A 17760-nucleotide genomic window follows, 5' to 3' on the forward strand; every position below is an offset into this window, starting at 1 on the left:
CTTTTTTTGCAATTTAAATTTAAAAATTTTCGTTAAAATTGTGAAATTATAGCAAATTTAAGGATAAAAATGAGTAAAAAAGCACTTTGTATCATAAGTGGCGGTATGGATAGTACTTTGTGTGCTTATCTGGCCAAAAAAGAAGGTTATGAAATCATCGCTTTGCATTTTGACTATGAACAACGCACTCAAGAAAAAGAAAAAGAATGTTTTAAGCAAATTTGCAAGGCTTTAAAAGTAGAAAAATCTTATATTTTAGATGTGAGTTTTATCAAAGATATAGGGGGTAATGCCTTAACCGATAAAAGTATAGATATCCCTAAAAATGAGCTTTGCATAAGCGATGTCCCACCTATCACTTATGTGCCTTTTCGCAATGGAATTTTCTTAAGCATAGCAGGATCTTTGGCTGAAAAGGAAAATTGTGAGAGTATTTTTATAGGGGTGGTAGAAGAAGATGGCAGTGGTTATCCTGACTGTACTGATGAGTTTATACAAAAGGCACAAGAATTTATCAATGAAGGTACGAGTAAGAATTTCAAAGTTTGTATAAAAACTCCGCTTGTTAGACTAAACAAAGCTAAAATTGTAGAACTAGCCTTAAAAGAAAATGTACCTTTAGAACTTACTTGGTCTTGTTATGAGAGTGAAGATGAAGCTTGTGGGGAGTGCGATAGTTGTTTGCTTCGTTTAAGAGGTTTTGAAAAAGCAGGATTTAAAGATAAGATTAAATATAAGTCCTAGTTTTCACTAGGACTTAAAGCTTAGTTTAAAGTATAAAGCTTGTTTGCTCCATCTTGATAAGAAAGAATATTGATTTTTCCATCTTTAAAGAAAATGCTTCTAGCATTAGTGATAGAGCTTGGGAAAGCGATAGTTTTCACTACTTCTTCTTTGACTGGATCAATTACGGCAATCACATTGTGATTTTTGCTAAGTGCATAAATTTCCCCATCTTTAAAAGTCATAGAAGTTACATAAAGATCGCCTAAAGTTTTACCTTCTTTAAGATTTGCTTTTGGAGTAAATTCTCCTGAAAGAACACGATCTTTTAAAGAAACTTTAGAGATTACAAAAGTTTTAGCGTCTTTGTTGTTTGGAACAGTTGCAAGATAAAGATAATTTCCATCTGTAGTCATACTTGCTACATGGTTAAATTTTGCTCTTACGGTATCAAGTCTTCCGCGACCTAAACTTTCGCCTTGACCTTTAAATTTATCATTGCCTTTTACAAAGTCAGCGTATTGTTTAGCGATATCTTCTTCACTTGCATTAGGATTTTTTGCAAATCTTAAGAAAGATTTGTTTGAGCCCATAAGAATGAATTTATCGTTCATATAAGGTATGATACCGATGATTGGATCAATAGTAGCTGAAAAATAAGGATCAAGTTCAAAACCTTCTTTAACGCTAAAATTATTATCTAAGAAAGCTACATCCCATTTAGAACTTGCTACAAATTCGTTATTGATATAATCAAGAGTATTGATGGCTTTGTCAAAATTTATGGTTTGTTCATTTGTGATTTTAAGCTCATCATTGATTTTTGCAAATGGAGCATTGTTGATATCATTATCAAATTTTATGCCAAGTTTTTCACTTGCAGGTGCAAAAGCATAATCAGGAGCTTTAACATCGCGTTTTCCTAAGAAAGAAATATTTTGCCATAAACCATTCCAACCTTCTTTACTCCAAATGATGTATTTTGGATTTAAACTAAATCTTACAGGATCGCCTTGTCCTACATAAGGAGGAATACCTGTGCTAACAAAGGCTTGGAAAACATTTGATGCTACGATGATAGCACTGATTAAAACTGCTGCAAAGCTAAATTTAGTATATTTTCTAAACTTTTCTCCATTTAGTTCAGCTTCAAAAGCATTAAATTTAGGAGCAAAAGCAAAAATCACACCTAAGAGCAATACAACAGCCCAAAATACTACTTCAGCCCAAAAATAAGTATGGATACCAAAAACTGCTAAACCAAAACCTTGATCTAAATCTCTATGAGCGTGATTACCATAGTGAGCAAAAGATTGATAAAGCCCTACTGCTGTCATGATTAAAAGAGCAGCAAGGTATTTACCTTTCATACCATAACGAACAATGAAAAGCGCCATTACACCGATAAAGATCATTGCTTCTCTTTGTCCCCAGCAAAGCGTGCAAGGACTATCGCCCAACATATAACCAAATATCAAATTTGCAATACCTACAGGCAAGAGTATAATCAAAAAGCCTGCTAAACACATTAGTGTGTAGAAATTTTTTGTTTTATTGATTTCGTTCATTTAGCCCTTCCTTACAGATTCATTATTGTTAATAGTGCGCCTGTTTTGTGGCCAACATAGAAAAAAACCATTAAAAGCCAAGCTACCATTACCAAACCAAAAGCCAAATTTTCTTTTTCTGGTTTTTTGATAATCAGTATCAAGGCGATTAAAACTAATAAAAGTTCAAGAAACTCCATAGTATCTCCTTTGAAATAAAAACTGCTAATTTTACTTGAAAAACATAAATTAAAAATAAAATTTTTATTGAAATTTCACGTTAAGTTAAATTAACGTGAAAAAAGTTACTGAAAGCTACTTAATTTTTCGGAGAGTTTAGAGGCACCATTTAGAACATTTTGAGAGATATTATTGATTTCACATGATAAATCTTTAACAGAATTTGCAAGTTCGTTAACTTTATCTATATTTGTTCCTAAGATAAGCATTTTATCTTTTACTTCCATGCTTTTATCTTTCATGGTTTGGGTTGATTCTATAGAGCTTTCCAATTTATGCATAGAATTTACAAGTTCTTGTTGTAAATCATTGGTTTTTGAAGAGGTTTCTTTCATAGAATCATGGATAAGATCCATTAAGGCTTTGTTGTCATTGATTTGTTGGACTATAGTATTAACAGTAGCATTGATGTTTAAAAGAGATTTACTTGTTTTATCAGCAAGCTGTCCAACTTCATCGGCTACAACAGCAAATCCACGCCCATGTTCGCCTGCTCTTGCAGCTTCGATAGCTGCATTTAGGGCAAGTAAATTAGTTTGATCAGCTATGTCTTTAATGGAGTTTGTGATTTCTATAATATTATCCGCACTTTGGGTTAGATTGTCCATATTGGCTACTATATTTTGTTCTTTTTCATTGTTTTCATTTATTAAATTTACAAGTTCAGATAGAGTAAGTTCTACTTTATCCATTAGTATGTGCATATCTTGCATATTTTCTATACTTTCTTGTGCTAAATTTCCCGCAAGATTGATATGATCATCTAAAACATGAGTGATTTCTTTAACTCCTTGAATTTGTTCATGTTGCGAATTAGAGCTGTTTTCAAGCATCATAGAGTTGTTTTTGAGTTTTTGTGAATTTTGATGACTTGATTTAGCATTTTCTATGGCTTCTATGATTGAGTTTTGAACGGTGGAAATAAATGAATTAATATATTGAGCACTTTGTCCAAGCTCACTTTTTGGATCTATATTTAAACGAGAGTGTAGATTGGCTTCTTTGCTAGCTAAATTAGCGCTTAGTTTTTCTAAAGTATGAATTGGCATGATGACTTTTTTTAGTGTTAATAAAATAAAAAATACAAATAATACAAGAGTGATTCCAAATACTGCTAAAGCGATATAAAATTTAAATAAATTAGATTGTTCTATAGTATTTTGGGTAAAAGTGTTAAGTTGTTTTAACTCTTTCATGAGAGAATTATTCTCATAAATAGAAGAATTATCTTGCATAATAGAAATTTGCTTTACAATCATTTTATAGTGTTTTAAAAAAAGTTGTAAATTTTCACTTTTTGTATCATTTTTGATTTCTTTCATAAGATTGTTGAGTTGATTTAGTGTTGTTTTTTGTAAAATATTTTCAGTTGAAAGAACGCTTAACATAGAACTCATTGTTTTATAGTTGTTTTTATTTGTTTCATGGTTTTGTTCCAATTCTTCAAAATAATTTTTAGCTAGTTCAAATAAATAAAGTTTTGAATTTACTGCTATGGAATTTGCGGATTTAAAATAATTAAGCTGGATTAGTTTGGCATTAAAAATTTCTTCTGCTTTGTTTATGTCAATCCCAAAAGTTTTAAGTTTTGTAAAGTTTTCTTGCATTTTTTTTATTGCTTGCACACTTGGATCGTAGTTGATAAAATTAAAACTATTTTGAAAAATAGAATTGATTTTTTCATCTGAAATTTCTAGTTGCTGAACTATGTTTATCAAGTCTTTGTTATTTTTAGATGAAGAATAGTTATTAAAAATAATAGCCAATAAAACAAGAATGAAAGTCAAAACTAGTATAGATAAGATAATAAATTTTATCAAAAATGAACTTTTTTTATTTGTCATGATATTCTCCTGTTAAGCTTTCTAAGAATGCAACTATATTGTCAACTGTTTCTTGATCTAAAAATTTTCCTAGTTGATAGTAAGCCATAAACTGAACACAAGCATCTAAAGTAGGTATAGAACCATCATGAAAATAAGGCGCGGTTTTGGCTATATTTCTAAGACTAGGAACCTTAAATACCATTTTATCAGCTTCTCTTTTTGTGATTTCATAACGCCCTAAATCTTCTTGGTTTGGGTATTCTTCAAAAATACCGATTTTTTGAAACATATTCCCGCCTATATTTTGACCTTGATGACAAGAGATGCAGCCATTAGCTTTAAAATCTTCGTAACCTTTTTTAGCTTGAGTTGAAATAGCATTTTGATCCCCGCTAAGATAGCGATCAAAAGGAGAATTTGGGGTGATTAAGGTTTTTTCAAATTCAGCAACTGCAAGGGCTATGTTTTCTACCGTAACTTCTCCATAAAGTTTTTTAAAAGTTTTTACATAATTTTCATTTGAATTAACTTTTTGTAAAAGAAGTTCAGGACTTAGCCCCATTTCTTTTGGATTGAAAAAAGGTCCCATAGCTTGTTCTGTTAAATCTTTAGCTCTGCCATTCCAAAATTGCACAAAATTAAACACAGAATTAAAGGTTGTAGGAGTGTTAAAGGGTTTATCGAGTTGATTATCAACTCCTATTGAAAATTCAAGCCCATCAACACCGTGTTGATCAAGCCTATGGCAAGTATTGCATGAAACTTTTCCATCTTTAGATAAACTTTTATCCATATAAAGACTTTTTCCAAGTTCAGCTTTTTCTTTATCATAAGAGATGGAATTTGGAATAGGGGTTATCATATCTACTGCAAAGACTATATTTACATAAGATAAACATAAAATCATTATTATTTTTTTCATGATAAATTTCTGCCTTAATTTAAGTTTTTAAAATGCCATTATAGTATAATTTTAGTAAATTATTTAATAATTGATATTTTTTATTTTATTACAAAGTTCTCCTGAATTTTCTATAACGCAACGTACTTTATCTCCTGATTTTAAAAAAGTAGGTGGATTTAACCCCATACCTACTCCACTAGGAGTTCCCATAGATATAATACTTCCAGCTTTTAAAAGCATGCCTGCACTAAGTTCTTCTAAGACATAAGCAATATCAAAAATAAACAATTGAGTGTTAGAGTTTTGGCGTAGTTCATCATTGACATAGCTTTGAAGTTGGAGTTTAGGAGGATAAGAAATTTCATCTACGCTTGTGATATAAGGTCCCATTATAGTGCTACCTTCAAGACTTTTTGCTTGGTAGAATTGTTTGTGGCGTTTTTGAAGTTCGCGAGCTGAAATTTCATTGATAATAGTATAGCCAAAGATATAATCTTTTGCATCTTTAGCTTTGATTTTATAAGCATCTTTACTTAAAATAAATGCAAGCTCGCATTCATAATCAAGCTGAGAAGTTACATCTGCATGTAAAGGTATATCGCCAAAAGGTGGCGTAGCTTGATTGCAACGTTTTCCAAAATATACAGGATATTCTCTTTCTTCAAATTTTTCACCCTTAAATTTGGCAGATTCTTTGGCATGATCTAAAAAATTAATCCCAAGACATATAATATCTTGACGAGGTTCTATAATAGGGGCTAGATAATTTTCTTGTGGAATTTCATAGGCTATTTTAGAATCCAAGTCTGTAAGTTTGTGTTTAAATTTATCAAAATGGATAATAAATTCATTCATATCGTTAGCTTCAATGCCAAGATCATCAAAACTTACAATTTTTCCACTAGAATTTAGTACTCCTAGATTGGGTTTTTGACCCTGTATAAAATTAACAAATTTCATTTGGAAAATCTCGCTTTTTTATTTAATTATACTTAAAGTTTTAGCAAGAATTATTTTTTTGTTTTAAAATTTGGTAAAAAAGTGATTGATTGTAGCGTAGTGAAACATCATTTTATTTTATAGAATTGTTGAAAATTTCTTTTATGTTTATTTTTGAGTTGATATTAAAATTTTGATTTTTATATTGAAATTTCAAACGATAAGAATGCAAACACAAACGCAAGGCACCTGTAAGTTTTAAGCGTTCTTTGGGGGTTAATTTTTCATCTAAAATACTTTCGATTTGTTCTTTGCTAAGCCCATAAAGTGGATCGCCTAAAATGGTATGATTTTTATAGTGTAAATGCACTCTTATTTGGTGTTGTCTGCCTGTTAAGGGTTTGCAGAGTAAAAGAGTAGCGTTGATTTTAGGAAAGTATTCTAAAATTTCAAACTCAGTGATAGCTTGTTTTCCTTCCTTACAAATTTGCATCCTTGTTTTTACATCATCGTAGTTTTTGGCTAAATTTATGGCTTTATCAATTATAAAATTTTCTTCTATTTTTCCGTTAGCTAGAGCAAGGTATTCTTTTTGAACCAGTTTTTTTTCAAACAAAGCTTTAAGATCAATTTGAGCTTTTTTATTTTTGGCTACAAGTATAAGTCCGCTCGTTTCTTTATCAAGTCTGTGTGCTACGCAAGCTTCTTTTCCCCAAAGATGCCAAATTTCATCACTAAGACTGTATTTACAATGTCTACCATTTGGATGACTTAAGATCCCACTTTCTTTTTCAAGTATGGCAAAGTCTTCATTTTCAAAGACAATTTCTACTCCTTTGGGATTGTTTTCATAGACTATAAGCTCTACTAAACCATTTAAAATTTCATTCTTTTCTTCTACTAAAATTCCATCACAAAAAAGTCTTTTTTTGTCTATGAGTTTTTGTGCTTCATTTATGCTAATTTTTAAATTTTCCATAAGGACTTGAAATGCCTTTTTTCCATTATTTGAGAGTTTTATTTTTATGTAAGCCATTTAATAACTTTCTTAGGATAATTTGATATAATTTCTGTTTTTTAAAATATAAAATTATAGCTAAAAAGGTTTCAAAGATGGTTGAAAGATATAGCAGAGAAATCATGGCTAAAAAATGGGACATGCAAGCAAAATACGATGCGTGGTTAAAAGTAGAATTAGCCGCTGTAAAAGCTTGGAATAAACTCGGTCTCATTAATGACACAGACTGCGAAAAAATTCTTAAAAATGCAAAATTTGATATTGCAAGAATAGACGAAATAGAAAAAACCACAAAACACGATGTTATCGCTTTTCTTACAAGTGTAAGTGAAAGTTTGGGAGAAGAGAGTCGTTTTGTGCATTATGCAATGACAAGTTCTGATTGTATAGATACGGCTGTTGCTTTACAGATAAAAGAGAGTTTGGAGCTTATTTTAGAAGATGTTTCTTTGCTTTTAGAAGTGATCAAAAAGCGTGCTTTGGAGCATAAAAATACCTTAATGGTAGGAAGAAGTCATGGAATTCATGGAGAGCCTATCACTTTTGGTTTAGTGTTAGCTATTTGGTATGATGAAATTTTGCATGCAAAAGAGCTTTTAGAACATGCAAAAGAAGTGATAAGCTATGGAAAAATCAGTGGTGCAATGGGAAATTTTGCTCATGCTCCTTTAGAATTTGAAGAAGAAGTTTGTAAAAATTTAGGTCTTAAAGCTGCCCCTGTTTCAAATCAAGTGATCCAAAGAGATCGTTATGCTCAAGTTATTTCTGCTATTGCAATTTTAGCTTCAAGTTGTGAGCAAATCGCTGTAGCGATAAGACATTTTCAAAGAACTGAAGTTTATGAGGCTGAAGAGTATTTTAGTGTAGGACAAAAAGGAAGTTCAGCTATGCCACATAAAAGAAATCCTGTTTTAAGTGAAAATATCACAGGGCTTTGTCGTGTGCTTAGATCTTTTGTAACTCCAGCTTTAGAAAATGTTGCACTTTGGCATGAAAGAGATATATCTCATTCTAGTGTTGAAAGATTTATTTTGCCTGATGCTTTTATCACGGCTGATTTTATGCTTATGCGTCTTACAAATTTGATTGATAAGCTTTTAGTTTATCCTGAAAATATGATGAAAAATTTAAATCTTACAGGCGGGCTTGTATTTTCAGGGAGGGTGCTTTTAGAGCTTCCATTTAAAGGCATTAGTCGTGAAGAAGCTTATAAAATAGTTCAAAGAAACGCTATGAAAGTTTGGGCAGATTTGCAAAATGGTAAGGCTGCTATCAATGAAAAAAATGAAAGTTTGTTTTTGTTAGCGCTTTTAAGCGATGAAGATTTAAGAAAAAGTTTGAGCGAAGAGGATGTAAGAAAATGTTTCGATTATAACTACTATACAAAAAATGTTGATGTAATTTTTAAAAGAACATTTAAATAAAAAGCAAGGAAGGCAATGAAAGTTATTAAAAGAAATGGTCGTACAGAAGAATTGGATGTTTCTAAGATCAAAAAATGCACCTCTGATGCTGTAAAAGATTTAGAAGGTGTGAATTTAAGCGAACTTGAACTCGATGCAAAGATTCAATTTCGTGATGGAATTTCAACTGAAGAAATTCAAAAAACTTTAATTAAAACTGCAGTAGATAAGATAGATATTGATTGTCCAAATTGGACCTTTGTTGCAGCTAGACTTTTTTTATTTGATTTATATAAAAAAGTTAATGGTATGAATCGCTATAATCATTTGCGTGAGTATTTTGAAAAGGGCGAAAAAGAAGGAAGAATCTTACTTGGTCTTAAAGAAAAATACGATTTAGATGATTTAAATGCTTATATTAAACCTGAACGCGATATGCAATTTACTTATCTTGGTATTAAAACTTTATATGATAGATACTTGATTAAAGATAGTAAAGGTATGCCTATAGAACTTCCTCAACAAATGTTTATGGCCATTGCGATGTTTTTAGCGCAGAATGAATTTAATCCTCAAGAATGGGCGAAGAAATTTTATGATTTAATTTCTAAATTTGAACTCATGCTTGCAACTCCGACTTTATCTAATGCAAGAACAACGCGCCATCAGCTTAGTTCTTGTTATATAGGATCAACCCCTGATAATATTGAAGGTATTTTTGATTCTTACCAAGAAATGGCTTTGCTTTCTAAATTTGGTGGCGGTATAGGTTGGGATTGGTCTAAAGTGCGTGCTATGGGTGGAAGCATAGATGGGCATAAAAATGCCGCAGGAGGGATTATACCTTTCTTGAAAATTACTAATGATATTGCCGTGGCAGTAGATCAGCTAGGAACCAGAAAAGGAGCTATAGCTGTTTATATAGAACCTTGGCACATGGATATAAGTGATTTTATTGATTTGCGTAAAAATTCAGGTGAAGAAAGACGCCGTGCCCATGAACTTTTCCCTGCTTTATGGATCAATGATCTTTTTATGAAGAGAGTAAGAGCTAATGATAAATGGACTCTTTTTGATCCTGCAGATACAGCAGATTTATGTGATTTATATGGCGAGGCTTTTGAAAAACGCTATGAAGAATATGAAAAAGATGAAAGCATTACCAAAGAAATCGTAGAAGCTAAAGAGCTTTGGAAGAAAATTTTGCTAAATTATTTTGAAACAGGCTTGCCATTTTTATGTTTTAAGGATAGTGCTAATAGAGCAAATCCAAATGCTCATGTAGGAATTATTAGAAGTTCAAATTTATGTACTGAAATTTTTCAAAATACCGAGCCAAATTATTATCAAATTAAAGTAGTTTTTGAAAATGGAGATGAACTTCATTTTGATGAAGAACAAAAAGTTGCGATCGATGGGGGATATGAAAAACCAGCCAAAAAAATCTCAACTTTAGATAGTATTGATGGTAATAAAGTTTATATAGTAGAAAAATATAAAAATGATGGAAAAACAGCCGTTTGTAATCTAGCAAGTATAAATCTTAGCAAAGTATATACTAAAGAAGATATAGAGCGTGTTGTGCCAACGGCTATTCGTATGCTTGATAATGTGATAGATTTAAATTTTTATCCTCATAGAAAAGTAAAAGATACAAATTTAAAATCTCGCGCCATAGGTCTTGGAGTCATGGGTGAGGCACAAATGCTTGCTGAAGCTAAGATTTATTGGGGAAGCGATGAGCATTTAAATAAAATCGATGAGATTATGGAACAAATTAGCTTTGAGGCTATTAATGCGAGTTCAAATTTAGCTCTTGAAAAAGGTTCTTATGAGGATTTTGAAGGATCAAATTGGAGCAAGGGGATTTTTCCTATTGATGTAGCAAGTCCTAAGGCTAAAGCTTTAACTTTAAGAGAGGGCTTATTTGATCAAAGTGAATGCGACTGGGTTAAACTTAGAGAAAAAGTTAAAAAAGATGGTATGAGAAATGGTTATTTGATGGCCATTGCACCTACTTCTTCTATTTCTATTTTGGTGGGTACTACGCAGACTATAGAACCTGTTTACAAAAGAAAGTGGTTTGAACAAAATTTAAGTGGTATGATACCTGTTGTTGTGCCAAATTTAAGCCTTGATACTTGGCAATACTATACTCCAGCCTACGAACTTGATCAAAAAATTCTTGTAAAGGCTGCTGCTGTGCGTGGTAAATGGATCGATCAAGGGCAGAGTTTAAATATCTTTTTATCGCTTGATAAAGCAAGTGGGGGATATTTAAATGAAATTTATCAACTCGCTTGGGAGCTTGGAGTAAAATCTACTTATTATCTAAGAAGCGAAAGCCCTGATAGTGAAAAAGTCAATGTTGCAGATCGTAGCATAGAATGTGAAGGTTGCCAATAAATACTAAAACCCAATGAAAAATTATTGGGTTTTAAGAAATTAAGAATTGTAAATTTCTTTATCTAGGGCTTTTAGATTTTTTGCAGTACAAAGTGCCGAAGTCATAGCTCCTGAGACATTACTTGCTGTTCTTGCCATATCTATAATAGGATCTATAGCTAAAATCAAACTTAGCATGACAAAATTATTACCAAATCCAATCCCTGTTAGCATAATAGAAGCTGCCATAGTTGCACTTCCAGGTACTCCAGCTATACCCAAGGATCCAATAACAGCTACCAAAACTATCATTAAAGCAAATGTAAAATCAATATGTGTATGTGTAGCAAAAGCTACAAAAACTGCCGCTAAAGCTGGAAAATATCCCGCACAACCATTAAGTCCTGTTGTTGTACCTATAGATGCTACAAAATTAGCTATAGCTGAATTAACTCCAAATTTATTTTGCAAAGTTGAAGTAGTCATAGGCAAAGTGCCCAAAGAAGATCTTGAGCTAAATGCAAATAACCATACAGGAAATGCTTTTTTTGCATATTTTATAGGGTTTAGCCCTTGTGAAGCAAGAAGTAAAAAATGCACCCCGAACATCATAAACATAGCTATATAAATAAGCATTATAAAAAGTCCAGCTGTTTTGATAGCTTCAAAACCATTGCTTAAAAGCACATTAGCCATCATACAAACTACAGCATAAGGCATAAATCTAATAACTGTAGCAGTCATGTTCATCATAATATTATAAAAGGTTAGGATAAAATTATGAAAACTTTTAAAGGCTTGTTCATACTCTTCTTTTTTAGAAATTTTTTTAGCACTAATTCCTATAAAAAAAGAAAAAATGACAATAGCTATAATATTTTCTTTATTAATAGCTGCAATGATGTTGCTAGGTATTAGCCCTAGTATAATATTTGAAAAAGTTTGAATTTCGCGAATTTGTTTATTTCCTTCATATATAGCAAAATTACTTCCTAAATCAAAACTATAACCTAAAAATATACCCAAGGTTGCAGCTATGGCTGTGCTAAAGAGTATCCAAAAAAGACTTATTCCAAGCAAGGAGGATATTTTGATATTTTTATCAATTTCTATAATTACTTTTATAATGCAAATGCTTACAAGAGGAACAACCAGCATTTTTATAAAAGCTACAAAAACAGAACTTACAAATGCAAACCAATGTTTTGTTTCGCTATACCAAAGAATATTACTTGCTTCTTTAGCATCTGGAAAATTTGCCAAATATTGCAAAGCAAAACCAAACCCCAAACCCATTAAAAGCGCAAATAGCATGCGAAGAGAAAAATTGATTTTTATATCCCGCATTTTTTTTAATGCGTAAAAAACAACACAAAGCATAGCAAGAGTAGTTATAGTATGAGCTTGTGAAAGCATTAGAAAATCTTGAAAAAATTGTTTATCCATAAAAAGTCCTTATAAGAAACTATAATCAAGCACAAGGTATATGAAAATATACTTGCGTAAAGCTTGATTTTATAAATGGTAGCATAACAATATTTTAAATAAGATAAAATTAGTATGATTTATTCTATATCTTTATGTAAGCAATGTTCAAATATAAATTTGTGTTCTTGTGGCAAGGCTTCAAATAAAGCATTTGCTAAATTTCTAATCTCCCAAAGAGCTGATTTTGAACTACGCAAAGAAATGAAATTCTGCAAACTTCTTGCATTAATCGTTAGTGTAAGTTCAGTTTTATAGCTTTCTGGTAAGCAGTATTTGGCTATATCTAGACTAATGCTTTTTTGTAAAATAGTGCGTAAATTTTCTAAGGCTTTAATGCTTGCGTTATCAACCTCTTCATTGCCACAAAGCACAAGATAACGGCTTGCATTTTCAAAATCTCCTATTTTAAATTCAGCTTCATTGCGAAGTTCTTTTAAGGTATAACGCGTGCTTTTTACACTAGGACTAGTGTGACGGTGTCTTGCAACTTCTTGTAAGCAAGCTCTTGAAATTCCTTGTATATAAAAAGTATAGTTTAGATGTTCTAAGGTTGAAGCGTGTTTGAATTTGTTGCCCACGCGATCGATAAGTTCTTTATCTTTTTCGCCACCGCAATCGCCTTTTTCAAAGCTTTGCCAACAAGTTCTTGTTGCATGAGAACAAACAGATAATGGAGTGTGAAAAAGTAAAGTGATTTGCATGCTTATTCCTTTTTTGATAAAAATATTTTTTGTAATTCTTGCATTTTTTACTTAAAATTCTAATGAAATAAAAAGTTTTATCAAGCTATAATTAGATAAAAAAATAAGGCTTATTATCAATGAAACAAACAAAATATATTTTTGTAACAGGTGGAGTTTTAAGTTCTTTGGGTAAAGGGATAGCCGCTGCTTCTATCGCAACACTTTTAAAAAATTCAGGGCTTAAAGTGAGTATTTTAAAAGCTGATCCTTATATCAATGTTGATCCAGGCACTATGAGTCCTTTTGAGCATGGAGAGGTTTTTGTAACTGATGATGGAGCAGAAACGGATCTTGATTTGGGGCATTATGAGCGTTTTTTGGATGAGAGTTTATCTCAAGATAATAACTTCACTACAGGACGGGTTTATCAAAGTGTGATTGAAAAAGAAAGGCGTGGAGAATATCTTGGCAAAACCATTCAAGTTATCCCTCATATAGTAGGAGAAATCAAAGATCGCATTAAAAAAGCAGGAGAAGGCAAAGATATACTTATCGTTGAAATAGGCGGAACTGTTGGGGATATAGAAGGCTTGCCTTTTTTAGAAGCTATTCGTGCTTTGCGTTTGGAAGTGGGTAAAAATAATGCTATGAATATTCATCTTACTCTAGTACCTTTTATTAAGGCTGCAGGGGAATTAAAAACAAAGCCAACTCAACATAGTGTAGGCGAGTTAAGGCGCATAGGCATTAGTCCTGATATGATTATTTGTCGTAGTGAAAAAGCTCTTGATAGAGATTTAAAAGATAAAATTGCTATTTCTTGCGGGGTGGAAAAAAATTGCGTGATAGAAAGTGTTGATGCGGCTAGTATTTATCAAATTCCACTTAATTTTTTAAAGCAAGATATTTTAAGCCCTATTGCTGAAATTTTGGATTTGAAAAATTTAAAACCTAATATGGAAAATTGGGACTCTTTGGTAAAAAGAGTTATAGCTCCAAGCAATGAAGTTAAAATCGCTTTTGTAGGCAAATATGTGGATTTAAAAGAAAGTTATAAAAGCCTTACTGAAGCTATTATACACGCAGGTGCAGCCCTAGATACTAAAGTGGAGTTAAAATGGGTAGATAGTGAAAAACTTGAAAATATGGAAAGTTCTGAAGTATTTAAAGATGTGAGTGGAATTTTGGTTGCTGGGGGATTTGGATATCGTGGTGTAGAAGGTAAGATAAAAGCCATTCAATACGCAAGAGAAAATAAAATTCCTTTTTTAGGAATTTGTTTAGGTATGCAGCTTGCTTTGGTGGAATTTGCTAGAAATGTATTAAAACTTAAAGATGCAAATTCAAGTGAATTTAATGAAAAATGCCAAAATCCTGTGGTTTATTTGATTGATGAATTTATGGATACAAATGGAGAAAAACAAATTCGTACTGCAAAAACTCCTTTAGGTGGAACTATGCGTTTAGGGGCTTATAAATGTGATATCAAGGAAAAATCCCTTTTGGCCAAGGTTTATAATGAAGTAAAGAGTGTAAAAGAACGCCATCGTCATCGCTATGAAGCAAATCCAAAATATAGAGCAGATTTTGAAAAACACGGTTTGATTGTAAGTGGTGAAAGCAAAGGATTGATTGAAGCAGTTGAGCTTAACTGTCATCCTTTTTTCTTGGCTGTGCAGTTTCATCCAGAATTTACATCAAGACTTGAGCATGTTAATCCTGTGATTTGCAGTTTTATCAAGGCAGCTATAAACTATGAAGATAATTAATAAAAATGAAATTAAAAAAATTTTGGCTTCACGCTTTGAAAAAGATTTGCATACCAAACTTTGTGATCTGCCTTTGCCATGCTGTTTAAAGGATGCATATAAAGCAGCTAATCGCATCAAAGAAGCTGTAGAAAAAAATGAGAAAGTCGCCATAGTAGGAGATTATGATGTTGATGGAATCATTTCTTGTGTTATTATGGCAGAATTTTTCGATGATATAGGTTTTGATTATATTATAAGAATTCCAAATCGTTTTAAAGATGGATATGGATTAAATGCTGAGATCATCAACGAACTTGATGTAAATTTAATAATAACAGTAGATAATGGAATAGCTGCTCTTGAAGCAGCCAAACTCTGTAAAGAAAAAAATATAGATTTGATTATCACTGATCATCATATGCCTCAAGATGTTTTACCTGATGCTTTTGCCATTATCAATCCAAAGCAAAAAGATTGTGATTTTCCAGAAATTGAAATTTGTGGAGCTCAAGTCGCATGGTATTTGATAGCGGCTTTAAAAGAGGTGTGCAAGCTTAAATATGACATGTGTAAATTTTTAGAACTTTTGGCGATTGCAATTGTTGCAGATATGATGGAACTTAGAGATTTAAATCGTGCTTTAGTAAGGCGTGGCATAGATCATATTAACAAATCTAAAAGGGCTGCTTTTAGGGCTATTAAGCATTATTATCAAAAGGATAAATTTGCTCTTGATAATATAGGATTTTTAATTGCTCCGCTTATAAATAGTGCTGGAAGAATGGATGATGCAAGTATTTCTTATGAATTTTTACACACTAAAGATTTTAATAAAGCTTTAGAATATCTAGAGCAAATTGTTAGTTTTAATGAAAGTCGTAAAGATGAAGAAAAACAGCTTTTTGAAGATAGTTTAAATCAAATCGATGAAAACGATTCTTGTATTGTGGTATCGGGTTTAAATTGGCATGAAGGTGTTTTAGGGATTGTGGCAAGTCGTTTAGCTAAACATTTTAATAAACCTGCTTTTGTATTTTCTCAAAATGAAGAACACTTAAAAGGCAGCGCAAGAAGTGTTGGCAAGATTGATATTTTAGCTTTAATTTCTAAGACAAATTCTATATTAAGCAATTATGGTGGCCATAAAGGTGCTGCTGGAATCAGTTTAAACTCTGAAAATTTTGAACAATTTAAAAATAAAATCAAAAAAGAATGTTCGCAAATTTCTGAAAGTGAATTTTTGGATACAGATGAAATTTTAGGAATCTTAGAACCTAGCGAAATTGATTTTGAAATGCTTGAAATTTTAGAATCTTTTGAACCTTTTGGACATAAAAATCCACGACCTTTTTTTGTTTTAGAAAATCTTTGTGTAAAAAATAAAAAACTTCTAGGTAAAGATGAAAAACACTTAAAGCTTGTTTTAACTAAGGAAAATAAAACCATAGAAGCTTTATTTTTTAATTTTGATAAAGAGCCAGAATTGAATCAAAATATTTCTTTGCTTGGAAGTATTTCTAAGAATGAATTTAGGGGAATGGTAACTCCACAGTTTGTTGTTAAAGAGATTTTATAAAAATTTTTACTTATAATTTGCATTAATAACATTAAAAAATTAATATACAAGAGATTAAAAAATTATTTATATGTTGTCTTTTTATAGGAGTATGTATGAAAAAAGCTAAATCAAGGATTGCTATTTTAGGAACAGGCGGAACGATAGCAGGCTTCATTGATAGCACTATTGCTACAACAGGATATGCGGCCGGAGCCATTGATATAGATGTATTAATTAAAGCAGTTCCGCAAATTAGAGATTTAGCAGATATTAGTTGGGAGCAAATAGCAAATATTGATAGTTCAAATATGTGTGATGAAATTTGGTTAAGGCTTGCTAAAAAAATTGCTAAGCTTTTTGCTGAGGGGATAGACGGTGTGGTGATAACTCATGGTACTGATACTATGGAAGAAACTGCTTATTTTTTAAATTTAACCATTAAAAGTGATAAGCCCGTAGTTCTAGTTGGCGCTATGCGTCCATCAACTGCTATAAGTGCGGATGGTCCGAAAAATCTTTATAATGCAGTGGCATTAGTTGTCAATAAAGAAGCTAAGAATAAGGGTGTTATGGTAGCTATAAATGATAAAATTTTAAGCGCTAGAGGCGTAGTAAAAACTCATAGTTTAAATGTTGATGCTTTCTCTTCTCCTGATTTTGGGGATTTGGGTTATATAGTAGATGGTAAAGTCTTTTTCTATAATAATGTTACTAAAGCTCACACAAAAAATGCTCCTTTTGATGTAAGCAAACTCACAAGTTTGCCAAAAGTAGATATTCTTTATAGCTATTCAAATGATGGTAGTGGTGTCGCTGCAAAAGCTTTATTTGAACATGGAACTAAGGGCATAGTTGTTGCAGGAAGTGGAGCAGGAAGTATACACAAAAATCAAAAAGATGTTTTAAAAGAGCTTTTAAAAAAAGGGCTTAAGGTTGTTGTAAGTTCAAGGGTCGTAGCAGGTTGTGTTGCTGTGAGTGATTCAGATGAAAAATTAGGTTTTATTAGTGCTGAAGATTTAAATCCTCAAAAAGCAAGAGTTTTGCTTATGTTAGCACTTACAAAAACAAGTGATCCTAAAAAAATTCAAGAGTATTTTTTAAAATATTAAAATTTTTTAAATATTTCTAAACTTAGGGAACTTATCTTCCCTAAGTCAAGCCTTTCAATCCTATTAATAGTATATTATATCTTGTATTTTTTATTATCATTTAAAATCCCCCCCCCCCGCCATTTTTAAACCCACCAAATACTTAATATAAATACTTACACAAATATTTATACTATTTAATCCTTT

14 protein-coding genes are annotated in these 17760 nt (G+C 31.6%); 6 read left to right on the forward strand and 8 right to left on the reverse strand.

Translation table 11 applies throughout. The features are described from left to right. Nucleotides 1–69: 69 nt before the first annotated feature. The gene (gene queC, locus OT390_RS00075) at nucleotides 70–744 is read left to right on the forward strand and encodes a 7-cyano-7-deazaguanine synthase QueC (protein ID WP_002859730.1); all 675 of its coding nucleotides are present in this window, start codon (nucleotides 70–72) and stop codon (nucleotides 742–744) included. Between the two features lie 20 nt (nucleotides 745–764). On the opposite strand, the gene dsbI is transcribed toward queC, so the two are convergent. From dsbI to OT390_RS00105, 6 genes are all read right to left on the reverse strand, one after another. Beyond that, nucleotides 765–2291: a disulfide bond formation protein DsbI gene (gene dsbI, locus OT390_RS00080; RefSeq protein ID WP_002859731.1), complete on the reverse strand. Its 1527-nt coding sequence runs from the start codon at nucleotides 2289–2291 to the stop codon at nucleotides 765–767. Nucleotides 2292–2302: 11 nt separating this feature from the next. Further along, nucleotides 2303–2470, reverse strand: a complete 168-nt coding sequence (dba, locus tag OT390_RS00085) for a disulfide bond formation protein Dba (protein WP_002779270.1) — start codon at nucleotides 2468–2470, stop codon at nucleotides 2303–2305. Between the two features lie 105 nt (nucleotides 2471–2575). Beyond that, nucleotides 2576–4354: a methyl-accepting chemotaxis protein gene (locus tag OT390_RS00090; protein WP_002853148.1), complete on the reverse strand. Its 1779-nt coding sequence runs from the start codon at nucleotides 4352–4354 to the stop codon at nucleotides 2576–2578. Continuing rightward, nucleotides 4344–5258 carry a cytochrome-c peroxidase gene (locus tag OT390_RS00095; RefSeq protein WP_394535940.1) on the reverse strand — a complete coding sequence of 305 codons (915 nt, stop codon included), beginning with the start codon at nucleotides 5256–5258 and terminating at the stop codon, nucleotides 4344–4346. Before OT390_RS00095 ends, OT390_RS00090 begins: the two co-directional genes overlap by 11 nt. Before the next feature lie 63 nt (nucleotides 5259–5321). Then, nucleotides 5322–6200 (reverse strand): fumarylacetoacetate hydrolase family protein, encoded by an 879-nt coding sequence (locus OT390_RS00100; protein WP_394535939.1) that lies wholly within the window; start codon nucleotides 6198–6200, stop codon nucleotides 5322–5324. 112 nt (nucleotides 6201–6312) lie between these two features. Continuing rightward, nucleotides 6313–7215, reverse strand: a complete 903-nt coding sequence (locus tag OT390_RS00105; protein ID WP_002877921.1) for an RluA family pseudouridine synthase — start codon at nucleotides 7213–7215, stop codon at nucleotides 6313–6315. 77 nt (nucleotides 7216–7292) lie between these two features. Here OT390_RS00105 and purB point away from each other — a divergent pair, with 77 nt between their 5' ends. Together purB and OT390_RS00115 are read left to right on the forward strand one after the other, a co-directional pair. Then, on the forward strand, nucleotides 7293–8621 hold the full coding sequence (gene purB, locus OT390_RS00110; RefSeq protein WP_002857713.1) for an adenylosuccinate lyase: 1329 nt from the start codon (nucleotides 7293–7295) through the stop codon (nucleotides 8619–8621). Between the two features lie 15 nt (nucleotides 8622–8636). After that, entirely contained in the window at nucleotides 8637–11006 is a 2370-nt protein-coding gene (locus OT390_RS00115) for a ribonucleoside-diphosphate reductase subunit alpha (protein WP_002859734.1), read from the forward strand. A gap of 39 nt (nucleotides 11007–11045) precedes the next feature. On the opposite strand, the gene OT390_RS00120 is transcribed toward OT390_RS00115, so the two are convergent. After that, nucleotides 11046–12431 carry a cation:dicarboxylate symporter family transporter gene (locus OT390_RS00120; protein WP_052795004.1) on the reverse strand — a complete coding sequence of 462 codons (1386 nt, stop codon included), beginning with the start codon at nucleotides 12429–12431 and terminating at the stop codon, nucleotides 11046–11048. Between the two features lie 119 nt (nucleotides 12432–12550). Beyond that, nucleotides 12551–13174 carry an FAD-dependent thymidylate synthase gene (gene thyX / locus OT390_RS00125; RefSeq protein WP_002853111.1) on the reverse strand — a complete coding sequence of 208 codons (624 nt, stop codon included), beginning with the start codon at nucleotides 13172–13174 and terminating at the stop codon, nucleotides 12551–12553. 119 nt (nucleotides 13175–13293) lie between these two features. On the opposite strand from thyX, the gene OT390_RS00130 reads away from it, so the two are divergent. The 3 genes from OT390_RS00130 (at nucleotide 13294) to OT390_RS00140 (ending at nucleotide 17574) form a co-directional block, all read left to right on the forward strand. After that, on the forward strand, nucleotides 13294–14925 hold the full coding sequence (locus OT390_RS00130; protein ID WP_002855601.1) for a CTP synthase: 1632 nt from the start codon (nucleotides 13294–13296) through the stop codon (nucleotides 14923–14925). Further along, a complete protein-coding gene (gene recJ, locus OT390_RS00135) occupies nucleotides 14912–16483 on the forward strand; it encodes a single-stranded-DNA-specific exonuclease RecJ (RefSeq protein ID WP_002855578.1) in 1572 nt (523 codons plus the stop codon). Before OT390_RS00130 ends, recJ begins: the two co-directional genes overlap by 14 nt. Nucleotides 16484–16566: 83 nt before the next feature. Beyond that, a complete protein-coding gene (locus OT390_RS00140) occupies nucleotides 16567–17574 on the forward strand; it encodes a type II asparaginase (protein WP_260629698.1) in 1008 nt (335 codons plus the stop codon). Nucleotides 17575–17760 lie beyond the last annotated feature (186 nt).

It is taken from the genome of Campylobacter sp. CFSAN122748, from assembly GCF_045277125.1.
Classification (GTDB): domain Bacteria; phylum Campylobacterota; class Campylobacteria; order Campylobacterales; family Campylobacteraceae; genus Campylobacter_D; species Campylobacter_D jejuni.

What these genes read in the sequence shown, in the direction of transcription:
- queC (WP_002859730.1), top strand. Translation starts at nt 70, where the DNA reads ATGAGTAAAAAAGCACTTTGTATCATAAGTGGCGGTATGGATAGTACT.
- dsbI (WP_002859731.1), bottom strand. Translation starts at nt 2,291, where the DNA reads ATGAACGAAATCAATAAAACAAAAAATTTCTACACACTAATGTGTTTA.
- dba (WP_002779270.1), bottom strand. Translation starts at nt 2,470, where the DNA reads ATGGAGTTTCTTGAACTTTTATTAGTTTTAATCGCCTTGATACTGATT.
- OT390_RS00090 (WP_002853148.1), bottom strand. Translation starts at nt 4,354, where the DNA reads ATGACAAATAAAAAAAGTTCATTTTTGATAAAATTTATTATCTTATCT.
- OT390_RS00095 (WP_394535940.1), bottom strand. Translation starts at nt 5,258, where the DNA reads ATGAAAAAAATAATAATGATTTTATGTTTATCTTATGTAAATATAGTC.
- OT390_RS00100 (WP_394535939.1), bottom strand. Translation starts at nt 6,200, where the DNA reads ATGAAATTTGTTAATTTTATACAGGGTCAAAAACCCAATCTAGGAGTA.
- OT390_RS00105 (WP_002877921.1), bottom strand. Translation starts at nt 7,215, where the DNA reads ATGGCTTACATAAAAATAAAACTCTCAAATAATGGAAAAAAGGCATTT.
- purB (WP_002857713.1), top strand. Translation starts at nt 7,293, where the DNA reads ATGGTTGAAAGATATAGCAGAGAAATCATGGCTAAAAAATGGGACATG.
- OT390_RS00115 (WP_002859734.1), top strand. Translation starts at nt 8,637, where the DNA reads ATGAAAGTTATTAAAAGAAATGGTCGTACAGAAGAATTGGATGTTTCT.
- OT390_RS00120 (WP_052795004.1), bottom strand. Translation starts at nt 12,431, where the DNA reads ATGGATAAACAATTTTTTCAAGATTTTCTAATGCTTTCACAAGCTCAT.
- thyX (WP_002853111.1), bottom strand. Translation starts at nt 13,174, where the DNA reads ATGCAAATCACTTTACTTTTTCACACTCCATTATCTGTTTGTTCTCAT.
- OT390_RS00130 (WP_002855601.1), top strand. Translation starts at nt 13,294, where the DNA reads ATGAAACAAACAAAATATATTTTTGTAACAGGTGGAGTTTTAAGTTCT.
- recJ (WP_002855578.1), top strand. Translation starts at nt 14,912, where the DNA reads ATGAAGATAATTAATAAAAATGAAATTAAAAAAATTTTGGCTTCACGC.